General features: G+C 65.4%; 25 protein-coding genes. 24 read left to right on the top strand and 1 reads right to left on the bottom strand.

Annotated elements, in window-relative coordinates; all coding sequences use genetic code 11:
• Positions 1–24 precede the first annotated feature (24 nt).
• Positions 25–975, top strand: a complete 951-nt coding sequence (locus tag P7C00_RS02930; protein ID WP_346634493.1) for a hypothetical protein — start codon at positions 25–27, stop codon at positions 973–975.
• A gap of 78 nt (positions 976–1,053) precedes the next feature.
• Complete coding sequence (trxC, locus tag P7C00_RS02925; RefSeq protein ID WP_210482776.1) at positions 1,054–1,488, top strand: thioredoxin TrxC; 435 nt, start codon at positions 1,054–1,056, stop codon at positions 1,486–1,488.
• Positions 1,489–1,535: 47 nt separating this feature from the next.
• Here trxC and P7C00_RS02920 read toward each other — a convergent pair whose 3' ends face one another.
• Entirely contained in the window at positions 1,536–2,306 is a 771-nt protein-coding gene (locus P7C00_RS02920) for a ParA family protein (RefSeq protein WP_102882064.1), read from the bottom strand.
• Between the two features lie 346 nt (positions 2,307–2,652).
• On the opposite strand from P7C00_RS02920, the gene P7C00_RS02915 reads away from it, so the two are divergent.
• The 22 genes from P7C00_RS02915 (at position 2,653) to P7C00_RS02810 (ending at position 21,819) form a co-directional block, all read left to right on the top strand.
• Entirely contained in the window at positions 2,653–3,372 is a 720-nt protein-coding gene (locus P7C00_RS02915) for a beta-ketoacyl synthase chain length factor (RefSeq protein ID WP_346634492.1), read from the top strand.
• Entirely contained in the window at positions 3,348–4,169 is an 822-nt protein-coding gene (locus P7C00_RS02910) for a lysophospholipid acyltransferase family protein (RefSeq protein WP_346634491.1), read from the top strand. The genes P7C00_RS02915 and P7C00_RS02910 overlap by 25 nt, the downstream gene beginning before the upstream one ends.
• On the top strand, positions 4,138–4,410 hold the full coding sequence (locus P7C00_RS02905) for a phosphopantetheine-binding protein (protein WP_011058851.1): 273 nt from the start codon (positions 4,138–4,140) through the stop codon (positions 4,408–4,410). Before P7C00_RS02910 ends, P7C00_RS02905 begins: the two co-directional genes overlap by 32 nt.
• 9 nt (positions 4,411–4,419) lie before the next feature.
• On the top strand, positions 4,420–4,674 hold the full coding sequence (locus tag P7C00_RS02900; RefSeq protein WP_016962653.1) for an acyl carrier protein: 255 nt from the start codon (positions 4,420–4,422) through the stop codon (positions 4,672–4,674).
• Complete coding sequence (locus P7C00_RS02895; RefSeq protein ID WP_346634490.1) at positions 4,671–5,216, top strand: hypothetical protein; 546 nt, start codon at positions 4,671–4,673, stop codon at positions 5,214–5,216. The genes P7C00_RS02900 and P7C00_RS02895 overlap by 4 nt, the downstream gene beginning before the upstream one ends.
• The gene (locus P7C00_RS02890; protein ID WP_404938108.1) at positions 5,213–6,886 is read left to right on the top strand and encodes an AMP-binding protein; all 1,674 of its coding nucleotides are present in this window, start codon (positions 5,213–5,215) and stop codon (positions 6,884–6,886) included. Before P7C00_RS02895 ends, P7C00_RS02890 begins: the two co-directional genes overlap by 4 nt.
• 31 nt (positions 6,887–6,917) lie before the next feature.
• Entirely contained in the window at positions 6,918–7,676 is a 759-nt protein-coding gene (locus P7C00_RS02885) for a glycosyltransferase family 2 protein (RefSeq protein WP_404938107.1), read from the top strand.
• Positions 7,673–8,617: a glycosyl transferase gene (locus tag P7C00_RS02880; protein ID WP_346634487.1), complete on the top strand. Its 945-nt coding sequence runs from the start codon at positions 7,673–7,675 to the stop codon at positions 8,615–8,617. Before P7C00_RS02885 ends, P7C00_RS02880 begins: the two co-directional genes overlap by 4 nt.
• Positions 8,598–10,145 (top strand): histidine ammonia-lyase, encoded by a 1,548-nt coding sequence (gene hutH / locus P7C00_RS02875; RefSeq protein WP_404938106.1) that lies wholly within the window; start codon positions 8,598–8,600, stop codon positions 10,143–10,145. The genes P7C00_RS02880 and hutH overlap by 20 nt, the downstream gene beginning before the upstream one ends.
• Positions 10,135–10,560, top strand: coding sequence for a thioesterase family protein (locus tag P7C00_RS02870; protein ID WP_102862823.1), 426 nt, complete (start codon positions 10,135–10,137; stop codon positions 10,558–10,560). Before hutH ends, P7C00_RS02870 begins: the two co-directional genes overlap by 11 nt.
• 26 nt (positions 10,561–10,586) lie before the next feature.
• Positions 10,587–11,237 (top strand): outer membrane lipoprotein carrier protein LolA, encoded by a 651-nt coding sequence (locus P7C00_RS02865; RefSeq protein WP_346634623.1) that lies wholly within the window; start codon positions 10,587–10,589, stop codon positions 11,235–11,237.
• A complete protein-coding gene (locus P7C00_RS02860; RefSeq protein ID WP_404938105.1) occupies positions 11,221–13,563 on the top strand; it encodes an MMPL family transporter in 2,343 nt (780 codons plus the stop codon). Before P7C00_RS02865 ends, P7C00_RS02860 begins: the two co-directional genes overlap by 17 nt.
• Positions 13,557–14,747, top strand: a complete 1,191-nt coding sequence (locus P7C00_RS02855) for a sodium:proton antiporter (RefSeq protein WP_404938104.1) — start codon at positions 13,557–13,559, stop codon at positions 14,745–14,747. Before P7C00_RS02860 ends, P7C00_RS02855 begins: the two co-directional genes overlap by 7 nt.
• On the top strand, positions 14,734–15,981 hold the full coding sequence (locus tag P7C00_RS02850) for an NAD(P)/FAD-dependent oxidoreductase (protein WP_346634483.1): 1,248 nt from the start codon (positions 14,734–14,736) through the stop codon (positions 15,979–15,981). The genes P7C00_RS02855 and P7C00_RS02850 overlap by 14 nt, the downstream gene beginning before the upstream one ends.
• A complete protein-coding gene (locus tag P7C00_RS02845; RefSeq protein WP_404938103.1) occupies positions 15,978–16,739 on the top strand; it encodes a class I SAM-dependent methyltransferase in 762 nt (253 codons plus the stop codon). Before P7C00_RS02850 ends, P7C00_RS02845 begins: the two co-directional genes overlap by 4 nt.
• Positions 16,736–17,221 (top strand): hypothetical protein, encoded by a 486-nt coding sequence (locus P7C00_RS02840; RefSeq protein WP_123725081.1) that lies wholly within the window; start codon positions 16,736–16,738, stop codon positions 17,219–17,221. Before P7C00_RS02845 ends, P7C00_RS02840 begins: the two co-directional genes overlap by 4 nt.
• Entirely contained in the window at positions 17,218–18,414 is a 1,197-nt protein-coding gene (locus tag P7C00_RS02835) for a beta-ketoacyl-[acyl-carrier-protein] synthase family protein (protein WP_404938102.1), read from the top strand. The genes P7C00_RS02840 and P7C00_RS02835 overlap by 4 nt, the downstream gene beginning before the upstream one ends.
• Positions 18,411–18,884: a hotdog family protein gene (locus P7C00_RS02830; RefSeq protein ID WP_346634480.1), complete on the top strand. Its 474-nt coding sequence runs from the start codon at positions 18,411–18,413 to the stop codon at positions 18,882–18,884. Before P7C00_RS02835 ends, P7C00_RS02830 begins: the two co-directional genes overlap by 4 nt.
• A complete protein-coding gene (gene fabG, locus P7C00_RS02825; protein ID WP_102862814.1) occupies positions 18,881–19,609 on the top strand; it encodes a 3-oxoacyl-ACP reductase FabG in 729 nt (242 codons plus the stop codon). The genes P7C00_RS02830 and fabG overlap by 4 nt, the downstream gene beginning before the upstream one ends.
• Positions 19,609–20,835: a beta-ketoacyl-ACP synthase gene (locus tag P7C00_RS02820; RefSeq protein WP_346634479.1), complete on the top strand. Its 1,227-nt coding sequence runs from the start codon at positions 19,609–19,611 to the stop codon at positions 20,833–20,835. The genes fabG and P7C00_RS02820 overlap by 1 nt, the downstream gene beginning before the upstream one ends.
• Before the next feature lie 25 nt (positions 20,836–20,860).
• On the top strand, positions 20,861–21,310 hold the full coding sequence (locus P7C00_RS02815; RefSeq protein ID WP_404938101.1) for a hypothetical protein: 450 nt from the start codon (positions 20,861–20,863) through the stop codon (positions 21,308–21,310).
• Positions 21,311–21,372: 62 nt separating this feature from the next.
• On the top strand, positions 21,373–21,819 hold the full coding sequence (locus tag P7C00_RS02810) for an excinuclease (protein WP_233321703.1): 447 nt from the start codon (positions 21,373–21,375) through the stop codon (positions 21,817–21,819).
• Positions 21,820–21,844 lie beyond the last annotated feature (25 nt).

Here is a 21,844-nt window from a genome sequence, read left to right as displayed (position 1 = left end):
GCCATGGCGCAACAAGGACCTCCATTGAACCGACGCCTCTACACGGCAGCCCTGCTGCTGATGCTGCTGACCGGCTGCAAGCAGACCTACCTCACCCTGCATTTCCAGGAAGAAGTGGGTGACCCCAAGCAGGCCCGCATCGTGCCGTACTTTGCAGAGACCATCACTGAGATGGCCACCGGGATCGGCATCGAACCCGACGCCATCGGCCTGGAGATGGACCGCAAGGACGACAAGACCCTGCATATCAGCCTGGACAGCAGCGTGCCCGAAACCCAGCGCCAACGTCTGCGGGAACTGTTCAGCGAGATTGTCGAGGCGCGCGCAGCCGGCACCTTCGAAGCCGTTCTGGAGATCGCCCCGGAAACCGGGAAATACACCAGCCCCGAGTACCGCAAAAGAGCCATGGCCTTGCCGCGGCGCTTCTCGCTGGCGCTGGAGCCGGTGAAATACGCCGATGTGCTGTTTCATTACTCGATGGAGGAGTTGACCAGCGGCAAGCTCTCGGCCACCGGCACGCCCAACGAGGCGTTTTGCCAATACCAGGCCACTCTCCAGGCGCCGGGCATGCCGTTCAGCCAGATGGGCAGCAAGGCCGGAAGCGGAACCGGGGATTACAACGTGTATCTGGAGTGGAAAGACCACAAGCGCGAACCGGCGCAGTTCTTGTTCGGCAACATCACGTTCACCAACCCCACGCTCAACCAGATGCTGTTCGACAACCGCATCCAGCTGTCCGCGATCAAGACCTCTTGGGGCACACGAACGGATCGCCGCGCCGACCGCGTCGGCTTCAGTGTCGGTTCCCTGGGCCTTCAGTACCACGAGGATGGGGAGATTTCTCCGTTGCAACACATAGGCTTCATGGGCAAGTGCCAGGGCATGGCCATGGAACTGGGGCGGCCCTTTACCTTTTACATCGGCCGCTCCATGGACCGTCTGGTCAGTGTCGAACTGGCCCCGCCCAGCACGTGAAGCCATGGCGACGCCGACTTGATATTCACCCAGGGCGCCGCCATTTAAGGCGCTCTACCCTGCTTGCGGAGCCCAACCATGTCCGACCCACTGCTGATCCCCTGCCCGCACTGCAACGGCCTCAACCGCATTCCCGCCGAACGCCTGGGGGATCACCCCAAGTGCGGGCGCTGCAAGGCCGAGGTGTTGCTGAGCAAACCCTTTGACTTGAAACAGGGCGACTACGCCAGCCAGATCAAGGGCGACCTGCCGTTGCTGGTGGATGTGTGGGCAGACTGGTGCGGGCCGTGCAAATCCTTTGCGCCGATCTTTGCGCAGGCCGCCGCGCAGCTCAGTGGCAAGTGCCGCCTGGCCAAGCTGGACAGTGAAGCCAACCCGCAGCTGTCGGGGCAATTGGGCATTCGCTCGATTCCCAGCCTGATCCTGTTCAAGAACGGCCGGGAAGTGGCCCGCCAGAGCGGCGCCCTGCCCTTGCCGCAACTCTTGGGCTGGTTGCGCAGCCAGGGCATCTGAACACGCCCTGACAGGAGACTTGCGCTCCTGCCACCGCGGCGCTGAGTTCAGGCGTTTTCCAGCAGGTTGTGCAGGTCAACGAATTGCTGGGTCAGCTTGTGTCGCGGATCGAGATAGATCAGCGGCAGGCTGGCCTGGTGGGATTCACGCATGCGCACCGAGCTGGCCAGGTACACCGGCAGCACCGGCAGCCCCTCGCTGATCAGTTCGTCGAGCATCTGTTGCGGCAGGCTGGCCCGAGCCTGGAACTGATTGACCACGATCCCCTCGACCTGCAGGTCCTCGTTGTGGTCTTCCTTCAACTCTTCGATCTCCGCCAGCAGGCCGTACAGCGCCTGGCGCGAGAAGCTGTCGCAGTCAAAGGGAATCAATACCCGATCGGCGGCGATCAACGCCGAAACCGCATAGAAATTCAGGGCCGGCGGGGTGTCGAGATAGATCCGGTCATAGTCCTCGGCCAACTCGTCCAGCAACTTACGCAGCTTGTTGATCTTGTGCTTGGCCTCAAGCTTGGGCTGCAGATCCGCCAACTCGGCGGTGGCGGTCACCACATGCAAGTTGTCGAACGGCGTCTCGTAGATATCCACCTGGTTCTTTTTCGAGAAAGGCCCGGAAGACAGGGTCTGCTTGAAGAAATCGGCAATGCCCATGGGAATGTCATCGCCGGTCAGGCCGGTGAGGTACTGGGTCGAGTTGGCCTGGGCATCCAGGTCCACCAGCAAGGTGCGATACCCCTCGCTGGCGCTGACCGCCGCCAGATTGCAGGCAATACTGGACTTGCCCACACCACCTTTCTGATTGAACACCACACGCCGCATGTCTAAACCTCCGTGTATCAAAGATCACCGAGTGTAGTAGTCCTCACCGCCCCTTAGCTACCTCGGCAACACAAGAGTTTCCCGCCGCCCAACACCCTTGGAACACGCCATGCAAAGCCCTGGCGACCAGGGATTGGGGCGAAAAGGCAACTCGATAGTGGCAAATAGATATCCATGATCACCGCAGATCCGTCTGCTTTTGCGACCAACAGCCCAAGCAGCATTTGCTACAAGCCAGTCGCACCGGGATAATGCGCGCCACTGGCGCCTTTGCGTCATCCAGGTCAATCGCCAATCGAAGCGATACACCGCGTCAAGGAAGCCCGCAGGGGCGGGATGAAATCAAGTGATCAAGTTCAACATCGCTCAATGGCGTGCGTGGGCCCCTGGGCTCGAAAGCGTGGACGCCTGGCAGGCCTGGAGCCGTCAGCCGGCCCTGCCTGAGAGCAGCGATGCCGCTCCCGATGTGTCCTTTCTGCCCGCCATGCAGCGCCGCCGTCTCAGTCGCCTGGCGCGCATGGCCTTCAGCGTTGGCTGGCCCCTGGCCGAAGGCCTCGAGCAATTGCCACTGGTGTTCATTTCCCGGCATGGCGAAACCCCGCGAACCTTCGAGATCCTCAGCGACCTGGCCGCCGAGCAGCCTCTGTCGCCCACCCAGTTCAGCCTCTCGGTGCACAACGCAGTGATTGGCCTGTGGTCGATCATGCGCGGCGAAACCAGTGAAATGACGGCCCTGGCCGCCGCCGGCGACGGCCTGGAACACGGCCTGCTGGAAGCCGCCACCCTGCTGGCGGACGGTGCCCCCCACGTCTTGCTGGTGATCACCGAGGAACAGCCGCCCGAGGCCTATGCCAGCTGGATCGACGACGTACCTTTTCCCTACGCCCTGGGCCTGTTGCTGAGCCCCGGCGACGACTGGCAACTGTCCCTGGACAGCCACGACGGTCAAATCCCCAAGACCCAGTGGCCCCATGCCCTGAACCTGCTGCGAACCCTGCTCGGCTCGCAGACCTTTTGCCAACATGCCTGGATGAATCGTGTATGGACCTGGCAACGCAACCACTGAACGCCAAGGGCCGCAATGCCTACTACTGGCGCCTGCTGGCCACCGGTCTGAGCTTTGCACTGTTCGGAATAGGTGGTTTGTGCCTGCGCCTGGTGATTTTCCCCCTGCTCGCCTGCCTGCCCGGCGACGCCGCCAGCCATAGCCGGCGCGCACGCCAGACCGTCAGTCGGCTGTTCTGGCTGTTCATCCGTTTCATGGCCAAGAGCGGCGTGCTCACCTATGAAGTCCAGGGCGCCCACCTGCTCGGCCGTCCGGGGCAGATGATCATCGCCAATCACCCGTCGCTGATCGACGTGGTGTTCCTGATCGGCCTGGTGCGCGACGCCAACTGCGTGGTGAAGCAAAGCCTCTGGGACAACCCCTTCACCCGCGGCCCGGTGCGCGCCACCCAGTACATCAGCAACGACGGCAGCATGGACATGCTCGACAGCGCCTGCGGGGCGCTGCAGGCAGGTCAGACCCTGATCGTCTTTCCGGAGGGCACCCGCACCCAGCCGGGCGCCGCTCCGGCCTTTCATCGGGGGGCCGCGGCGATTGCCCTGCGAGGTGCGAAGATCATTACCCCGGTGGTGATCAAGGTCAGCCCCACCACCCTGACCAAGGCCGAGCCCTGGTACCGCATTCCGCAACGCCGTGTGCACTTCAGTTTTCACGTCGGTGCCGATATAGACCCACAGACCTTTGCCGCCCAAGGCCCCGCGCCTCAGGCCTCGCGCAAGCTCAATGAGCACTTGCACCACTATTTCATCAAGGAGCTCGCCAGAGATGAGCGATACACACCCGGATCTGATGCTTGAAATCAAACTGCTGATCATCGATGCCCTGGGCCTCGAAGACATCAGCGCCCAGGACATCGGCAACGATCAGACCCTGTTCGGCGAAGGCCTCGGCCTGGACTCGGTGGACGCCCTGGAACTGGGCCTGGCGATCCAGAAGAAGTACGGCATCAAGATCGATGCCGACGCCAAGGACACCCGCAACCACTTCAGTAACGTGGCGAGCCTTGCGGCGTTCGTCACTGCAAAACAGGCAGCTTGAGAACCGACCATGCAAACCCGTGACGACATCTTCAACACCCTGCGCGATGCCCTGGTCGAACTCTTCGAGCTTGAGCCCGACAGCATCAGCCTGGATTCCAACCTGTACCAGGACCTGGAAATCGACAGCATCGACGCCGTCGACCTGATCGACCACATCAAGCGTCAGACCGGCAAGAAAATCGCCGCCGAGGAATTCAAGTCGGTGCGTACCGTCAATGACGTGGTCGAGGCGGTCTACCGTCTGGTCCAGCCGGCCGCATGAGCCGGCTGATCGGCCTGGGCTTGTTGCTGGCCGGCCTGCTTTACCCCTTTGCGGTGTATTTCGGCATGGAGCACTTCGCTCCGTGGCAATTCGGCCTGCTGCTGGGCGGCCTGTGGCTGGCCCGGGCGCTGACCGGCGAACGCCGTCCCGGCAGCCTGTGGATGGCCGGTGCGGCCATCGCCTTCTGCCTGCTGCTGGCGTGGTTCGATCACCCGGCGCTGCTGCGCTGGTACCCGGTGCTGATCAGCAGCTTCATGCTCGGCCTGTTCGGCCTGAGCCTGAAGTACGGTCCGCCGGTGGCGGAGCGCCTGGCCCGCCTCAGCGAGCCGGATCTGCCGGAAAAGGCCATACGTTACACCCGCCAGGTGACCATCGCCTGGAGTGTGTTTTTCCTCTGTAACGGAGTGCTCGCCGCAGCCCTGACCCTCTGGGCGCCGCTGAGCTGGTGGACGTTGTACAACGGCCTGATCGCCTATGGGCTGATGGGTTTGCTGTTTGCCATTGAGTGGCTTTTACGACAACGGGTACGAGGCCGTAGATGAACTGGATTGCCCTTGAGCGGCTATTGCTCAGGACCCAAGCACCGCGGGTGGTCAGCGCCCATCCCGACATCGACCTGGAAGGCGTGCAGACCCGGGCCCTGAGCCTGGCCGCAGCCCTGCACGAGCGCGGCGTACGCCGTCTGGCGCTGCACCTGGAGGACGCCGTTGACCTGGCCGTGGCCCTGCTGGGTGCCTGGCGCGCCGGGGTCAGCGTGTTGCTGCCCGCCGACCTGCAGGCCCAGACCCGCCAGCGCTGGGCGGCGGACGTCGACCTGTGGCTGACCGACCAGGACCCGCCCTTGCAGCCACTGCAGGTTGCACCGCTGGAGCCGGCCGAGCTGGACCTGGACGCCTGCCGGCTGAGCCTGTGCACCTCGGGCTCCAGCGGCGAACCCAAGCGCATCGAGAAAAACCTGCGCCAGCTGGCCAACGAGGTCCAGGCCCTGGAACAACTGTGGGGCACAGACCTGGGCCCGGCCTGGATCATCGGCAGCGTCGCCACCCAGCATATCTACGGTTTGCTGTTCCGCGTGCTCTGGCCGCTGTGCGCCGGGCGTCCCTTCGTGCGCCGTCAATTGGCCTTCCCCGAAGACCTGCAACGGGCCAGCCGCGAATGCCCGGCATTCGCCTGGGTGGCCAGCCCCGCCCTGCTCAAGCGCATGGGCGACAACCTCGACTGGCCGGCTCTGAGCCCGGTGCGGCGGGTATTTTCCTCTGGCGGCGCCTTGCCCGCCGAGGCCGCCAGTGGGCTGCAACAACGCTTGCAGCAATGGCCAACGGAGATCCTCGGCAGCTCGGAAACCGGCGGCATTGCCTGGCGCCAGGGGCCCGACCTGTGGCAGCCCTTTGCCGAGGTGCGCCTGAGCCAGGACAGCGACGGCGCGCTGCTGATCGCCTCGCCCTACCTGCCGGCCGGGCATATCGAACACAGCGCCGATGCCGCGCGCATTGCCGCTGACGGCCGCTTCGAACTGCTGGGCCGCCTGGACCGCATCGTCAAGCTGGAAGAAAAACGCATCTCCCTGCCCATGCTGGAACAGGCCCTGGAGCAGCACGAATGGGTCGCGGAAGCACGCCTTGGGGTGATCGAAGACAACCGCGCCTACCTTGGCGCCCTGCTGGTGCTCAGCGAGTCCGGCCTGCATGCCCTGCGCAACCAGGGCCGACGCCACCTGACCCAGGCCCTGCGCCAGCACCTTTCCCGGCACTGCGAAGCCCTGGCCCTGCCACGGCGCTGGCGCCTGCTGCGGCAAATGCCCTTGAACAACCAGGGCAAGCTGCCCCAGGCCGAGGTCCAGGCTCTGCTGCTAGCGCCGCGCCCGCAGGCGCCGGAGGTGCTGCAGCAGGTGCAGGACGAACAAGAGTGGCAACTGCAACTGGCGATTCCGCCGGACCTGGCGTATTTCAGCGGGCACTTTCCCGCCACCCCGGTGCTGCCGGGGGTGGTGCAAGTGGACTGGGCCCTGGCCCTGGGCCAGCAGCTGCTCGATCTGCCGGGCCGCTTCGCCGGCATGGAAGTGCTGAAGTTCCAGCAACTGGTACGCCCCGGCGACCGCATCCAGCTCAATCTGCGCTTCGACGTCCAGCGCCAGAAACTGTATTTCGCCTACCTGAATGACGGCGCCCCCTGCTCCAGCGGGCGGATCATCCTGGAGGCCAGCTGTGGATAACTCTTCCCGCTTCGCGGCTGTAGGAGCTGGCTTGCCAGCGAAGGGGCCCACGCCGACCCACAGCCCCTGCGCCGTCATCCCGGTCTACAACCATGAAACCGCCGTGCCCGCCGTGGTCGACGCGCTCCTGGCACGGGGCCTGCCCTGCGTACTGGTGGACGACGCCAGCAGCCCGGCCTGCGCGGCAGTGCTGGAGCAGATGGCCCAGCGCGAAAAGGTGTTCCTGATCCGCCTGGCCATCAACCAGGGCAAGGGCGGCGCGGTCATGGCCGGCCTGCGCGAAGCCGTGCAACTGGGCTTCAGTCACGCCCTGCAGGTGGACGCCGACGGCCAGCACGACCTGGCGGATGTGGATAACTTCATCCAACGCTCCCAGGCCCATCCCGAAGCGCTGATCTGCGGTTATCCACAGTACGACGCCAGCGTCCCCAAAGGGCGCCTGTACGCCCGCTACCTGACTCACGTCTGGGTCTGGATCAATAGCCTGTCGCTGCAGATCCCGGATTCCATGTGCGGCTTCCGGGTCTATCCCCTGCCCGCCACTTTGGCCCTGATCGACTCGGTGCAACTGGGGCGACGCATGGACTTCGACCCGGAGATCCTGGTGCGCCTGTCCTGGCGCAACCAGCCCATGCACTGGCTGCCGACCCGGGTGCACTATCCCCAGGACGGCCTGTCGCACTTTCGCCTGTTCCACGACAACGCGCTGATTTCCAAGATGCACGCCAAGCTGTTCTTCGGCATGTTGCTGCGCCTGCCGCAGATCCTCTGGCGTCGGTGGCGCCCATGAGCCAGCCACCATCCAACGAGCACTGGGCCGAGCACCAGGAGCGCGGCAGTTTCTGGCTGATGAAGCTCACCGCCTTCGGTGTGCGGGTCCTGGGGCGGCGGCTACTGAGCCCGGTGCTGTACGTCATCGTGTTCTATTTCTTCCTGTTCGGCCGCAGCGCCCGCCGCAGCATCTGGCAATACCAGCAGCGTCTGGCCCAATGGAGCGGACGCGACGCGTTGCGCCCCAGCCACTGGCGGGTGTTCGGCCAGTTCATGGCCTTTGCCGACGCCCTGCTGGACAAGCTCGATGTGTGGAACGGCAAGCTGCGCATCGAACAGATCGAAATCATCGACCCGGCGCAGCTGCGCCATCAGCTGCGCGGCGAACGCGGACAGCTGCTGGTGGGCGCGCACCTGGGCAACCTGGAAGTCTGCCGGGCCTTGGCCGAGCTGGGTGAGCAGGTGACCATGAACGTGCTGGTGCACACCAAGCACGCCGAACGCTTCAACCGCCTGCTGGGCGAGGCCGGCGCCAGCAACCTGCGGCTGATCCAGGTCAGCGAGCTGGACCCGGCGATCATGCTGCAACTGAGCCAGCGCCTGGATCGCGGCGAATGGCTGGCAATTGCCGGCGACCGCGTACCGCTGCACGGCGGGCGCAACGTGCGGGTGGATTTCCTCGGCCATCAGGCCGCTTTCCCCCAGGGCCCCTGGCTACTGGCCGGGTTGCTCAAGTGCCCGGTCAACCTGCTGCTGTGCCTGAAACAGCAGGGCCGTTATCAGGTGATCCTCGAACCCTTCGCCGAAGCCGTGCAGTGGAAGCGCAATGACCGCCAGCAGGTGATCGCCCAATGGACCGCCCGCTACGCCGAGCGCCTGGGCCAGTACTGCCTGCAGGCACCGCAACAATGGTTCAACTTTTACCCATTCTGGAAGACCGATGACGACCTCGACCCATGAGCCGGTAACCTTCGGCGAACACCCCCTGCGCATCGAAGACGTGCTGGCCCTGGCCAACCGTCAGGCACCGACGCGCCTGCAAGCCGACGCCACATGGCGCCAGCGGATCGCCAAGGGCGCGCAGTTCCTCGACTCCCTGCTGGACAAGGAAGGGGTGATCTACGGCGTGACCACCGGCTACGGCGACTCCTGCGTGGTGGCCGTGCCCCTGCAGCACGTCGAGGCCCTGCCCCGTCATCTGTACACCTTCCATGGCTGCGGCCTGGGCAAGCTGCTGGACGCCCAAGCCACCCGCGCCGTATTGGCCGCACGTCTGCAGTCGCTGTGCCACGGGGTTTCCGGGGTCCGGGTGGAACTGCTGGAACGCCTGCAGGCCTTCCTCGATCAGGACATCCTGCCGCTGATCCCGGAAGAAGGCTCGGTGGGCGCCAGCGGCGACCTGACGCCGCTGTCTTACGTGGCAGCCACCCTGTCCGGCGAACGCGAGGTGATGTTCCGCGGCGAACGCCGTGAGTCCGCCGACGTGCACCGCGAGCTGGGCTGGGAGCCTCTGGTGCTACGGCCCAAGGAAGCCCTGGCGCTGATGAACGGCACCGCAGTGATGACCGGATTCGCCTGCCTGGCCTTCGCCCGAGCCGACTACCTGCTGCGCCTGGCCACCCGCATCACCGCCCTCAACGTAGTGGCCCTGCAAGGCAACCCGGAGCACTTCGACGAACGCCTGTTCGCCGCCAAGCCACACCCGGGGCAGATGCAAGTCGCTGCGTGGCTGCGCCAGGACCTGGCAATCGACGCACCGACCGCGCCCCTGCACCGCCTGCAGGACCGTTACTCGCTGCGCTGCGCGCCCCATGTTCTCGGGGTACTGGCCGACAGCCTGAACTGGCTGCGCGGCTTCATCGAAACCGAACTCAACAGCGCCAACGACAACCCGATCATCGACGCCGAAGCCGAGCGCGTGCTGCACGGCGGGCACTTCTATGGCGGGCACATCGCCTTTGCCATGGACAGCCTGAAGAACCTGGTGGCCAACGTCGCCGACCTGCTAGACCGGCAGTTGGCGCTGCTGGTGGACGTGCGCTACAACCACGGCCTGCCGAGCAACCTGTCCGGCGCCAGCGCCGAGCGGGCGATGCTCAACCACGGTTTCAAGGCGGTGCAGATCGGCGCCAGCGCCTGGACCGCCGAAGCCCTGAAGAACACCATGCCGGCCAGCGTGTTCTCGCGCTCCACCGAATGCCACAACCAGGACAAGGTGAGCATGGGCACCATCGCCGCCCGCGACGCGATCCGCGTGCTGGAGCTCACTGAGCAAGTGGCCGCCGCCACCTTGCTCGCCGCCAACCAGGGCGTCTGGCTGCGCAGCCAGGAAGCCGATGCCCGGCCGTTGCCGCCGGCCCTGGATGCCATGCACCTGGAACTGGCGGCGGACTTCGCCCCTGTCATCGAGGACCGCGCCCTGGAGCGCGAACTGCGCCTGTGCCTGCAACGTATCGCCGAGCAACACTGGAGGCTGCATGCGCAGTAAGGGAGTGATCCACGCCGACACCCAGGTCCAGGTGCCGTTCTTCGACGTCGACACCATGCACGTCGTCTGGCACGGGCATTACGTCAAGTACCTGGAAGTCGCCCGCTGCGCCTTGCTGGACAAGCTCGGCCACAACTACAACCAGATGCTCGAATCCGGCTACGCCTGGCCGGTGATCGATCTGCAACTGCGCTACGTGCGCGGCGCAGTGTTCGGCCAGACCCTGAACGTGCGCGCCAGCCTGGTGGAGTGGGAGAACCGTCTGAAGATCAACTACCTGATCACTGACCTGGCCAGTGGCGAGCGCCTGACCCGCGCCAGCTCGGTGCAGGTGGCCGTGGAGATCGCCAGCCGTGAAATGCAGCTGGCCTCGCCCAAGGTCTTCACCGACGCCGTCGCGAGGGCCTTGCCATGAACACAGGAGCGAGCTTGCTCGCGAGGATGGTCTGGCTGGCTACCCAGTGCACGGCGCTGAGCACGGTGGTGCGGCGGTTCGCGAGCAAGCTCGCTCCTACGGTGCTGGTGTTGCTGGTGGTGCCGGGGTTGGCCCAGGCATTCGATCTGCAACAGTTGAGCGATCAGCTGTCGCGGCCGGAGGTGATCCACGGCCGCTTCATCCAGGAAAAACACCTGCGGGCCCTGCCTCAGCCGCTGACCAGCAAGGGCCACTTCGTCCTGGCGAAAAACCACGGCCTGCTGTGGCTGCTGCAAACCCCGTTGCAGCAGGACTACCGCATCACCGCCCAGGGCATTGCCCGGCGCGATGCCGGCGGTTGGCAGATGCTTCCGGGCAAGAGCGCCGGTGCCGAACAGAACCGCCTGTTCCTCGCCGTGCTGCAAGGCGACAGCAGCGGTCTGCAGCGGGACTTCGAACTCAAGCTGCAAGGCAGCGCGCAGAACTGGCAGTTGCAACTGATCCCCCGTTCCCTGCTGCTGAAACAGATCTTCAACCAGATCAACATCGACGGCGGCGAGCTGGTGCAACGCATCGAACTGCTGGAAGCCCAGGGCGACCGTACCTTGCTGATCATGCAAGACAGCAGCAGTGCCCAAGCCTTGAGCGAAGCGGAGCAACATGACTTTGCCGAGTGAACGCTGGCTGCCCCGATCCTTCCTGATCCTGCTGGCCCTGGTGCTGGCCTTGGGCGCCTGGCAATGGCGCCACGGCGCGCCCCTGTCCGCCAACCTGATGGAACTGGTCCCTGGCACCGCCCCGGACGCCCTGGAGCTGCAGGCCGAACAGCGCATGCAGGAACCGCTGAACCGGGAAATCCTGGTGCTGGCGGGACATGCCGAGCGTCAGCAGGCGGTGGACATGGCCCGGCAACTGGCCGAGCAATGGCAGGCCAGCGGGCTGTTCGAGAAGGTCCAGTGGAACCTGCAAGCCGACCTGCCGGCCTTGCGCAAGCAACTGCTGCAAGGGCGCCTGGCCATGCTCTCGGCCCATGACCGCGAGCAGTTGATCAGCCAGCCACAGGCTTTCATCGAGCAGCGAGTGCAAAGCCTCTTCGACCCCTTTACCGGCTTCTCCCTGGTGCCGAGCCAGGATGACTGGCTGGGCCTGACCGGACGCATTCAGAACAGCCAGCCACAACACGGCGCGGTGCAGCTGGATGTCGCCAGTGGTGCCCTGGTGGCCGAGGCCGATGGCCAACATTGGGTCCTCCTGCGGGCCCGTACCAAAGGCAATGCCTTCGACATGCAGTTGCCCTTGCAGGTGGCCGAACTGCTGCGTCACAGCCGCGAACAGGCGAGCCAGAGCGATGTACAACTGCTGGCCGCCAGCGGCTTGCTGTATGCCGCCAACGGCCAGCAGCAGGCCACCCGGGAAATCACCTGGGTCGGCGGGGGCGCGACCCTGGGCATCCTCTTGCTGCTGCTCCTGGCCTTCCGCCGCTGGCGCGCTCTGCTGGCCTTCGTCCCGGTGCTGGTGGGCATGCTGTTCGGCGCCGTGGCCTGCGTCGCCCTGTTCGGGCGCATGCACGTGATGACCCTGGTGCTGGGATCGAGCCTGATCGGCGTGGCCGTCGACTACCCCCTGCATTACCTGTCCAAGAGCTGGAGCCTGAAACCCTGGCGCAGCTGGCCGGCCCTGCGCCTGACCCTGCCGGGGCTGAGCCTGAGCCTGATCACCAGTTGCATCGGCTACCTGGCCCTGGCCTGGACCCCGTTCCCGGCCCTGACCCAGATCGCCGTGTTCTCCGCCGCCGGCCTGCTGGGGGCCTACCTGTCGGCGGTGTGCCTGCTGCCGGCACTGCTCAAGGGCGTCGAGCTGCGTCCGGCGCAATGGCCGCTGCGGGTCGCCGAGGCCCTGCTCGGGGTGCGTGCCGCACTGCTCAAACGCGTGCCGAGCCCGGCGTTGCTGGCCCTGTTGGCGCTGTTCTGCGCCGCTGGTTTGTGGCAGCTCGAGAGCAAGAACGACATCCGCCAATGGGTCGGTGCACCGCCGCAACTGATGCAAGAGGCCCAGGCCATTGCCCGGATCACCGGCTATCAGCCCACCAGCCAGTTCTTCCTGGTGCGCGCCGCCAACCAGCAGCAATTGCTGGAGCGCCTGGGAGCCCTGGACCAGCGCCTGCAACAACTGGTGAACCTGGGCAAGCTCAAGGGCTACCTGTCCCTGGACCAACTGGTGAGCCAACCCGCAGAGCAGCAGCAAGTGCGCGAGGCCCTCAAGCAACTGCCGGGCGTCTGGCAGCCGTTGCTGGAGCTGGGGGTGCCACTGCCGGCCCTGCAAGCGGAGCTCAAACAGCTGCAAGACCTGCCCGTGGCCGACATCGACACCGCGCTCATCGGCCCCCTGGCCGAGCCCTTTCGCCCGCTGTGGCTGGGTAGCAACGCCAGCGGCGTGGCGGCCATGGTCAGCCTGCAAGGCCTGAACGACGCCGCCCTGCTGCGGGTCCAGGCCGACGACCTGCCGGGGGTGCAACTGGTGGATCGCCTGGGTGAGCTGAACCGAGTGTTCGCCGCAACCCAGGTCAGCGCCGCCGAACTCAAGCTGGCGTCCTGCGTGCTGATCGTCCTGCTGCTGATCCTGCCCTTCGGTTTCGGCGGGGCCTTGCGCCTGGTGGCACTGCCGCTGCTGGCAGCCTTGTGCAGCCTGGCCAGCCTCGGCTGGCTGGGCCAGCCGTTGACCCTGTTCAGCCTGTTCGGCCTGCTGCTGGTGACCGCCATCAGCGTCGACTACGCAATCCTCATGCGCGAGCAGATCGGCGGCGCCGCCGTGAGCCTGCTGGGCACCTTGCTGGCGGCCCTGACCACCTGGCTGTCGTTCGGTCTGCTGGCGGTGTCCAGCACTCCGGCAGTGAGCAACTTCGGGCTGGCGGTGAGTCTGGGGCTGGCCTTCAGCTTTATCCTCGCACCCTGGGCCGGCCACACGCCGCATCCGACACCGGCCGCGGAGAACCCGCCATGCTGACCCTGCTGTTCTGGCTGCTGGCCCTGGCCCTGTTCGCCCTGGCCACCCACGTGGGGCGCCACCTGGGCCTAATTCCGATTGTCAGCCAGTTGCTGCTGGCGACCTTCGGCCTGCCGTTACTGATGCTGCTGTGGATCGAACCCCACTGGCAGCTGGGCGGCGCGCAGCTGGTCTCCCCGCAATGGCTCAAGTCCCTCTACGGCCTGAGCTTCGCCCTGCTGCTGGGGCACATCCTCAGTGACGTGATCGACCTGCGCCTGGACCGTCAGAGCCTGAAGATCGCCGTGCCGAGTTTCTGCATTCCCTTTGCCTGTGGCCTGGCCACGGCCTTCTGGCTGCTGCCGGCGCAACCCTGGATCAGCTCCCTGGCGGTGGGCCTGCTGTTCGCCATTACCGCGATCCCGGTGCTTTACCTGTATCTGCGACACATCCAGTACCCGCCCGTCGCCACCCGGCGCCTGGTGCAGACTGCGATCCTTATCGACCTGACCTGCTGGACCCTGTTCGCCCTGGCCCAGGGCAGCCTGCAGGTGAGCAGCCTGCTACTGCCCCTGGCGGGCGCCTGCCTGCCCCTGGTGCTGCGGGTCCTTGGCCTGCGCCAGCCCCTGCTGCACAGCCTGGGCTTCTTCGGTCTGCTGGTGGTGGCCGAGCACTACAAGCTCAATGCGCTGATTTTCGGCATCGGCTACCTGTTGTGCATGGCCGCCCTCAAGCTGCCGCTGGTGCTGCCGTTAAAGGCTGCCTGGATGAACCGCTTGCAGACCTTTGTCGCCATCCCACTGATCCTGACTTTCGGCATCGTGCAGATCAACGTGCACAGCGCCATAGACAGCCTCGGCTGGGTGCAACTGGCGGCGCTGCTGTTGCTGCCGATTGCCAGCAAACTACTGGGCAACTGGCTGGGCCTGAGCTGGGCCGGCGCCTCCTTCGAGGGTGCCAGCCGCTGGCGCGAAAGCCTGCTGCTGAACATTCGCGGCTTGAGCGAGATCGTCTTTCTCAACCTGCTGCTGCAACAACAGTTGATCAGCCCGGCGCTGTACTTCGCGCTGATGCTCATGGGCCTGATCGCCACCCTGCTACCGGCCCTGGCCGGGCTGCACAGAACTCCCCCGGCCGCGCTGAACGTGGCCCCCTTGAACCTGAACATCGCCGAACCGGCAAGGAGCCCCAGTGCCAACAGTTGAAATGCAACGTCGCCAGGTCGTGGTGATCGGTGCCGGCCCCTCGGGGGCCATCGCGGCCGCGCTGCTCAAGCGCCAGGGCCACGACGTGCTGATCGTCGAGCGGCAACATTTCCCGCGTTTCTCCATCGGTGAAAGCCTGCTGTCCCACTGCCTGGATTTCGTCGAGGAAGCCGGCATGCTGGAGGCAGTGCAAGCCGCCGGTTTCCAACTCAAGAACGGCGCGGCCTTCGCCTGGGGCGAGCACTACAGCACCTTCGATTTTGGTGACACCTTCAGCAATGGCAAGCCCACCACTTTCCAGGTGCAGCGGGCCGATTTCGACAAGCTGCTGGCCGATCAGGCCGCCCTGCAAGGGGTCGAGATCCGCTACGGCGAAGAGATTGTCGCGGTGGATGTGGAGCGGCCGTTGCCGCAGCTCGACTGCCGCCGTGAAGACGGCAGCCAGTACCGCATCGAAGCCGATTTCATCCTCGACGCCAGCGGCTACGGCCGGGTCCTGCCACGCCTGCTGGAACTGGAAGCACCGTCGAACTTTCCGGTACGCCGAGCGGTGTTCACCCATGTCGAGGACCGCATCGACTGCGAGCACTTCGACCGCAACAAGATCCTCATCACCACGCACCCGGAGCACCGCGACATCTGGTTCTGGAGCATCCCCTTCAGCAACGGCCGCTGCTCGGTGGGCGTGGTGGCCGCCGACGAACACTTCGCCGGGCGCGATGGCGACCTGGACGCCTGCCTGCGCGGTTTCATCAGCGAAACCCCGAGCCTGGCCAAGGTCCTGGAAAACGCCGAGTGGGACACCCCGGCGCGGACCATCGGCGGCTACTCGGCCAACGTCACCACCCTGCACGGCCCGGGCTTCGCCCTGCTGGGCAATGCCGCGGAGTTCCTCGACCCGGTGTTCTCCTCCGGCGTGACCATTGCCATGCGTTCATCGAGCATGGCGGCCGCAGTGTTGCACCGTCAGCTGCAAGGCCAGAGCGTCGATTGGCACAGCGAGTTCGCCGAACCGCTCAAGCGCGGCGTCGACACTTTCCGCTGCTACGTCGAAGGCTGGTATGCCGGCACTTTCCAGGACGTGATCTACCACCCGGGCAGCTCGCCGGAAATCCGCCGCATGATCAGTTCGATCCTCGCCGGTTACGCCTGGGATGAACGCAACCCCTTCGTCAGCGAGCCCAAGCGCCGGCTCAAGGCCCTGTCGGAAGTCTGCGCGAGGGACGTGGCATGAGCGAGCAATCCACCCAGTACCTGAGCGACAGCTACGTCGAGGAAACCCGCTTCGGCTTCTGGTTCCTGCGCAGCCACACCTGGCAGCACCATGTGTTGCGGGTGGCGATCAATGACCTGCGCTCGCTGTTCGACGGCGAGCTGCCGGCCCACCCGGTGCTGCTGGATGCCGGCTGCGGCCAGGGCAAATCGTTCCAGTACCTGCGCCAGGTATTCGCCCCGCAGCGCCTGATCGGCCTCGACGCCGATCCCCACAGCCTCAAGCTCAGCGCCGAGGAAGCCCGGCGCCAGCAATTGCAGGTGGAGCTGATCGGCAGCGACTGCGCGACCCTGGAGCTGGCGGACGCCAGCGTCGACCTGTTGTTCTGCCACCAGACCTTCCATCACCTGGTGGAACAGGAAAAGGCCCTGGCCGAGTTCTATCGCGTGCTCAAGCCCGGGGGCTACCTGCTGTTCGCCGAGTCCACCGAGGCCTACATCGACACCTGGGTGATTCGCTGGCTGTTCCGCCATCCGATGCATGTGCAGAAAAGCGCCGCCGAGTATTTAGAGATGATTCGTCGGCAGGGTTTTGAGTTCGGCCCGCAGAACGTGTCTTATCCTTACCTGTGGTGGAGCCGCGCCAAAGACTTCGGCCTGTTGGAGCGCCTGGGCCTGCGCCAGCCGCCGCCGGTGGGTGAGCGCGAGGAAACCCTGGTCAATGTGGTGGCCCGCAAGCCCCTGAATCCCCCTGTCATCGAGGAAGGCCTGCCCGCATGATCCGCGTTCTGCTGCTCGGTTGTGTCCTGTTGCTGAGCGCTTGCGTCAGTCAGGCTCCGCTGCCCGAGCGCACGCCTTCCCTGATGTTGCCGTTGCAGTTGCATGTGCAGCGCCAGGCTGATGGACAACGCCAGGACTGGCTGCTGGTGATCCAGGCCGAAGGCCCGGACCTGCGCTGGTCGCTGATGGACCCTTTGGGCATTCCCCAGGCCCGTCAGCGCCTGGTGCATGGCCAGTGGCAGGCCGACGGCCTGCTGCCCCCCAACCCGGAGGCCCGGGAGCTGTTCGCGGCCCTGCTGTTCGCCCTCACACCCGAGGCGGAACTGGCCGCCAACTACCCAGGCGCCCACCAGCAAGGCGCCCAACGTACCCTCGGCCCACGCTGGCGGATTGACTATCAACAACTTCTGGATTTCGAGTTGAACCTGCCTCAAGGCCCGCACTACCACATCACCGCACTGAGCACCGAGGCCACGCCATGACGGCCTACCTCAATGCCCTCGGGGTGATCTGCGCCCTGGGCCGCAATCGCCAGGAAGTCGCCCGCAGCCTGTTTGCCGGCGACTGCTCAGGCATGCGCGACGAAAGCCACTGGGTGCCCGAGCGCACCTTGCCGGTGGCGGCGGTGCGCGGTCCACTGGCCTGCATGCCCAGTGGCTTCGAAGCGCAAAACAGCCGCAACAACCAATTGCTGCTGGAGGCCACGCTGCAGATCGAGGACGACATCCGGCAGGCAATCCAACGCTATGGCCGTGGCCGCATCGGGATCGTCCTGGGCACCAGCACCTCGGGCATCGACGAGGCCAGTCGCGGCATTGCCCGTTATCTGCAGGACCGGCAGTTCCCCGCCGACTACGACTACCGTCAGCAGGAGCTCAGCGCCCCGGCGAACTTTCTCGCCGACTGGCTGCAACTGAGCGGCCCGGCCTATGTGATTTCCACCGCCTGCACCTCCAGCGCCAGGGCCCTGATCAGCGCCCGGCGCCTGCTGGACCTGGGCCTGTGCGACGCGGTGCTGTGCGGCGGGGTCGACAGCCTGTGCAAGCTCACCCTGAACGGTTTCACCGCCCTGGAGGCGGTGTCCGCTCAGCGCTGCAACCCGTTTTCCCGCCACCGCGACGGCATCAATATCGGTGAAGCGGCGGTGCTGTTCCTGATGAGCAAGGAACCAGGCCGTGACTCGCCCGTTGCCCTGCTGGGCGGCGGTGCCAGTTCCGATGCCTACCATATTTCCGCCCCGGCCCCCGACGGTCGAGGGGCCTTGCAGGCTATGAACCTGGCCTTGCGCAGTGCCGGCTTGCAGCCACAACAGATCGACTACCTGAACCTGCACGGCACCGCCACCCAGCACAACGACGCCATGGAAAGCCTGGCGGTGGCGCAGCTGTTCCCCGAAGGCGTGCCTTGCTCATCGACCAAACCCATGAGCGGCCACACCCTGGGTGCCGCCGGGGCCCTGGAAGCGGCGTTCTGCTGGCTCAGCCTCGGCAGCGATAACCCGGGGCAGGCGCTGCCGCCCCATGTCTGGGATGCCCAGGCCGACCCGGCCTTGCCCCCCCTGCGCTGGGTCACCTCCGCCGACCGCCTGGCAACGCATCCATCACGCTGCCTGATGAGCAACTCCTTCGCCTTCGGCGGCAACAACGTCAGCCTGATAATCGGAGACGCCCCATGATTGACTGGCCGCTCGCCGAGTTGCTGCCCCATGCCGGGGACATGATCCTCATCGATCAGGTCCTGGCCTTTGATGAAGAACAGATCCGCACCCGCCTCGAAATCCGCCCCGGCGGCCTGTTCAACCGCCCCGACGGCAGCCTGCCGGCCTGGGTCGGCATCGAACTGATGGCTCAGAGCGTGGCCGCCTACGCCGGTTGCCGCGCCCGCCAGCAGGGCTTGCCGGTGGAGCTGGGCTTTCTTCTGGGCACCCGGAAGTTCGAATGCAACGTCGAACACTTTCCCGTTGGTAGCCTCCTGGAGATCCATGCCCTGCGCTCCCTCGAGGACGACAACGGCATGGGTGTGTTCGAATGCCACCTCAATGGCCCCGGCATTACCGCCAGCGCGCGCCTGAACGTATTCCGTCCCCCTCAGGCCGCCGACTATCTGCATGAAACACCTGCCTCTTCTACAGGAACTCCGTCATGACTGACTCCGTACTGGTCACCGGCTCCAGCCGTGGCATCGGCCGTGCCATCGCCCTGCGTCTGGCCCAGGCCGGTTATGACCTGGTGCTGCATTGCCGCAGCGGCCGCAGCGAAGCCGAAGCCGTCAAGGGCGAAGTCGAGGCCCTGGGCCGCAGCGCCCGCATCCTGCAATTCGACGTTTCTGACCGAGCGGCCTGCAAGGCCGCGCTGGAAGCCGACGTCGAGACTCATGGCGCCTATTACGGCGTGGTGCTCAATGCCGGGCTGACCCGCGACGGCGCCTTCCCGGCCCTCAGCGAAGAGGACTGGGACCAGGTGCTGCGCACCAACCTCGACGGTTTCTACAACGTCCTGCACCCGGTGATGATGCCAATGATCCGCCGTCGCGCCGCGGGGCGCATTGTCTGCATCACCTCGGTCTCGGGGCTGATCGGTAACCGCGGCCAGGTCAATTACAGCGCTTCCAAGGCCGGGTTGATCGGCGCTGCCAAAGCCCTGGCCATCGAGCTGGGCAAGCGCAAGATCACCGTCAACTGCGTGGCCCCGGGCCTGATCGACACCGCCATGCTCGACGAAAACGTGCCGGTGGACGAGCTGATGAAGATGATTCCCGCCCAGCGCATGGGCACCCCGGAAGAGGTGGCCGGCGCGGTGAACTTCCTGATGTCTGCCGAGGCCGCCTACATCACCCGCCAGGTGCTGGCGGTGAACGGGGGCCTGTGCTGATGAAACGCGTGGTCGTCACCGGCATGGCCGGCATCACCTCCCTGGGCAGCGACTGGGCCAGCATCGTCGAGCGCTTTGGCGCCAACCGCAGCGGCATCCGGCGCATGGACGAGTGGGACCGGTTCAGCGAGCTCAATACCCGTCTGGCCGGCCCCATCGATGACTTTCAGGTGCCCAGCCACTGGACCCGCAAGCAACTGCGCAGCATGGGCCGGGTTTCGCGGCTCGCCGTCGGCGCCGCCGAGCAGGCCCTGGCCGACGCCGGACTGCTGGGCGACCCGTCGATCAAGGACGGGCGCATGGGCGTGGCCTGTGGCTCTTCCACCGGCAGCACCGACGAGATCAAGGCCTTCGGCAACATGCTGCTGAACTCGGTGGCCGAGGGGCTCAACGCCAACTCCTACGTGCGCATGATGCCCCACACCACCGCCGCCAATATCAGCATCTTCTTCGGCCTCACCGGACGCCTGATCCCCACCTCCAGCGCCTGCACCAGTGGCAGCCAGGGTATCGGCTACGCCTATGAAGCGATCAAGTTCGGGCGCCTGCCGCTGATGCTTGCCGGCGGCGCTGAAGAGCTGTGTCCCACCGAGGCCATGGTGTTCGACGCGCTCTATGCCACCAGCCTGAAAAACGATGCCCCCCACACCAGCCCGCGCCCCTATGACATCGATCGCGATGGCCTGGTGATCGGCGAAGGCGGCGGCATGCTGGTGCTCGAAGAGTTGGAACATGCCCTGGCCCGTGGCGCCCGCATTCACGCGGAAATCGTCGGTTTCGGCAGCAACGCCGACGGCCAGCACACCACTCGTCCCGAGCAGAGCACCATGCGCCGGGCCATGGAGCTGGCGCTGGAGGATGCGGCCCTGTTCCCGGCGGCCATCGGCTACGTCAACGGCCATGGCACTGCCACCGAACAGGGCGATATCGCCGAGACCCAGGCCACCAGCAGTCTGTTCGGCAATCGCATGCCCATCAGTTCGCAGAAGAGCTTTCTCGGCCACACCCTGGGTGCCTGCGGCGCGCTGGAGTCCTGGTTCAGCATCGAGATGCTCAACCGTGACCAGTATGTGCATACCTGCAACCTGGATCAGGTCGACCCGCGCTGCGGCGAACTGGACTACCTGCAGGGCGGTTTTCGGGCCATGAGCCACGAATACGTGATGAACAACAACTTTGCCTTTGGCGGCGTCAACACCTCGTTGATCTTCCGCCGCTGGTCCTGATGCCTCACCTCACTGGAGAAATGGAATGTCTTCCCTGTTTCGCGCCACCCTCATCGTCCTCGCCCTGCTGAGCATCACCGCCTGCACCAGCAAGCGCATGTACACCCCCAACCGAGTAATCCCGGCCACCATCCAGGCCGACCAGGAGCAGGTCAAACAAGCGATCCTGAAGAATCTGGTGGCCCGCAAGTGGACGGTGCAGCGCATCAGCCCGGAGCTGATCCAGGCCGAGATCACCGTGCGTGAACAGTTCCACGCCGAGATCGATATCCAGTACTCCGCCAGCTTCTACAAGATCGTCTACCGCGACAGCCGCGACCTGGATTACAAGGACGGCAAGATCCACAAGAACTACATCCGCTGGGTGCGCCTGCTGGACAAGGGCATCCTGCGCGAACTGCGGGACAACCAGAACGAGCGGACCGCGCAACAGCTGTCCGACGCGGCGGCCAAAAGCTTCCCGGCCGCGCAATGAGCCCCTCCCTGTGACCCCGGTCACAGGGCTGCTTCACCCCCTTTAATGTCATGGAGAATGCGATGCGTTTGAAGACACTGGCGGCCACCGCCACCCTGCTGCTGTGCACCCTGCCCGGCATCAGCCAGGCCCGCGATACCGCCCTGTACCTGCCCTTCGACAAGGTGGTGGCCGAGGCCATCAGCACCGGCAAGATCGATGGCAGCGTGAAGTTCTACCTGGCGGGCAACAAGCCGGCCGGCAAGGTCAGCGTGCTGAGCCCGGGCGCCGTGACCAACAAGAAGACCAATGCCTTCGGCAAGGCCGACCAGGTGGCCTGCGAGTGGGCCTTGCAGTCGGCGCTGATCACCCTGCATGAAGCGGCGAAGAAGGTCGGCGCCAATGCCGTGACCGACATCGCCAGCTTCTACAAGAGCCGTGAGCGCAAGGACGCCACCACCTATGAGTGCCATGCTGGCGCCATCATGGCTGGCGTCGCGCTGCGCGGGGATCTGTCCAAGGTCCAGTGAGCTGCGGCTGAAAACCAAAAGGGCG

The sequence above is a fragment of the Pseudomonas sp. JDS08PS003 genome (assembly GCF_045013505.1).
Taxonomy (GTDB): Bacteria; Pseudomonadota; Gammaproteobacteria; order Pseudomonadales; family Pseudomonadaceae; genus Aquipseudomonas; species Aquipseudomonas protegens_B.
This window is presented reverse-complemented; position numbering and strand designations above follow the sequence as displayed.

What these genes read in the sequence shown, in the direction of transcription:
- trxC (WP_210482776.1), top strand. Translation starts at nt 1,054, where the DNA reads ATGTCCGACCCACTGCTGATCCCCTGCCCGCACTGCAACGGCCTCAAC.
- P7C00_RS02920 (WP_102882064.1), bottom strand. Translation starts at nt 2,306, where the DNA reads ATGCGGCGTGTGGTGTTCAATCAGAAAGGTGGTGTGGGCAAGTCCAGT.
- P7C00_RS02910 (WP_346634491.1), top strand. Translation starts at nt 3,348, where the DNA reads ATGGACCTGGCAACGCAACCACTGAACGCCAAGGGCCGCAATGCCTAC.
- P7C00_RS02905 (WP_011058851.1), top strand. Translation starts at nt 4,138, where the DNA reads ATGAGCGATACACACCCGGATCTGATGCTTGAAATCAAACTGCTGATC.
- P7C00_RS02900 (WP_016962653.1), top strand. Translation starts at nt 4,420, where the DNA reads ATGCAAACCCGTGACGACATCTTCAACACCCTGCGCGATGCCCTGGTC.
- P7C00_RS02895 (WP_346634490.1), top strand. Translation starts at nt 4,671, where the DNA reads ATGAGCCGGCTGATCGGCCTGGGCTTGTTGCTGGCCGGCCTGCTTTAC.
- P7C00_RS02890 (WP_404938108.1), top strand. Translation starts at nt 5,213, where the DNA reads ATGAACTGGATTGCCCTTGAGCGGCTATTGCTCAGGACCCAAGCACCG.
- P7C00_RS02880 (WP_346634487.1), top strand. Translation starts at nt 7,673, where the DNA reads ATGAGCCAGCCACCATCCAACGAGCACTGGGCCGAGCACCAGGAGCGC.
- hutH (WP_404938106.1), top strand. Translation starts at nt 8,598, where the DNA reads ATGACGACCTCGACCCATGAGCCGGTAACCTTCGGCGAACACCCCCTG.
- P7C00_RS02870 (WP_102862823.1), top strand. Translation starts at nt 10,135, where the DNA reads ATGCGCAGTAAGGGAGTGATCCACGCCGACACCCAGGTCCAGGTGCCG.
- P7C00_RS02865 (WP_346634623.1), top strand. Translation starts at nt 10,587, where the DNA reads ATGGTCTGGCTGGCTACCCAGTGCACGGCGCTGAGCACGGTGGTGCGG.
- P7C00_RS02860 (WP_404938105.1), top strand. Translation starts at nt 11,221, where the DNA reads ATGACTTTGCCGAGTGAACGCTGGCTGCCCCGATCCTTCCTGATCCTG.
- P7C00_RS02855 (WP_404938104.1), top strand. Translation starts at nt 13,557, where the DNA reads ATGCTGACCCTGCTGTTCTGGCTGCTGGCCCTGGCCCTGTTCGCCCTG.
- P7C00_RS02845 (WP_404938103.1), top strand. Translation starts at nt 15,978, where the DNA reads ATGAGCGAGCAATCCACCCAGTACCTGAGCGACAGCTACGTCGAGGAA.
- P7C00_RS02840 (WP_123725081.1), top strand. Translation starts at nt 16,736, where the DNA reads ATGATCCGCGTTCTGCTGCTCGGTTGTGTCCTGTTGCTGAGCGCTTGC.
- P7C00_RS02835 (WP_404938102.1), top strand. Translation starts at nt 17,218, where the DNA reads ATGACGGCCTACCTCAATGCCCTCGGGGTGATCTGCGCCCTGGGCCGC.
- P7C00_RS02830 (WP_346634480.1), top strand. Translation starts at nt 18,411, where the DNA reads ATGATTGACTGGCCGCTCGCCGAGTTGCTGCCCCATGCCGGGGACATG.
- fabG (WP_102862814.1), top strand. Translation starts at nt 18,881, where the DNA reads ATGACTGACTCCGTACTGGTCACCGGCTCCAGCCGTGGCATCGGCCGT.
- P7C00_RS02820 (WP_346634479.1), top strand. Translation starts at nt 19,609, where the DNA reads ATGAAACGCGTGGTCGTCACCGGCATGGCCGGCATCACCTCCCTGGGC.
- P7C00_RS02815 (WP_404938101.1), top strand. Translation starts at nt 20,861, where the DNA reads ATGTCTTCCCTGTTTCGCGCCACCCTCATCGTCCTCGCCCTGCTGAGC.
- P7C00_RS02810 (WP_233321703.1), top strand. Translation starts at nt 21,373, where the DNA reads ATGCGTTTGAAGACACTGGCGGCCACCGCCACCCTGCTGCTGTGCACC.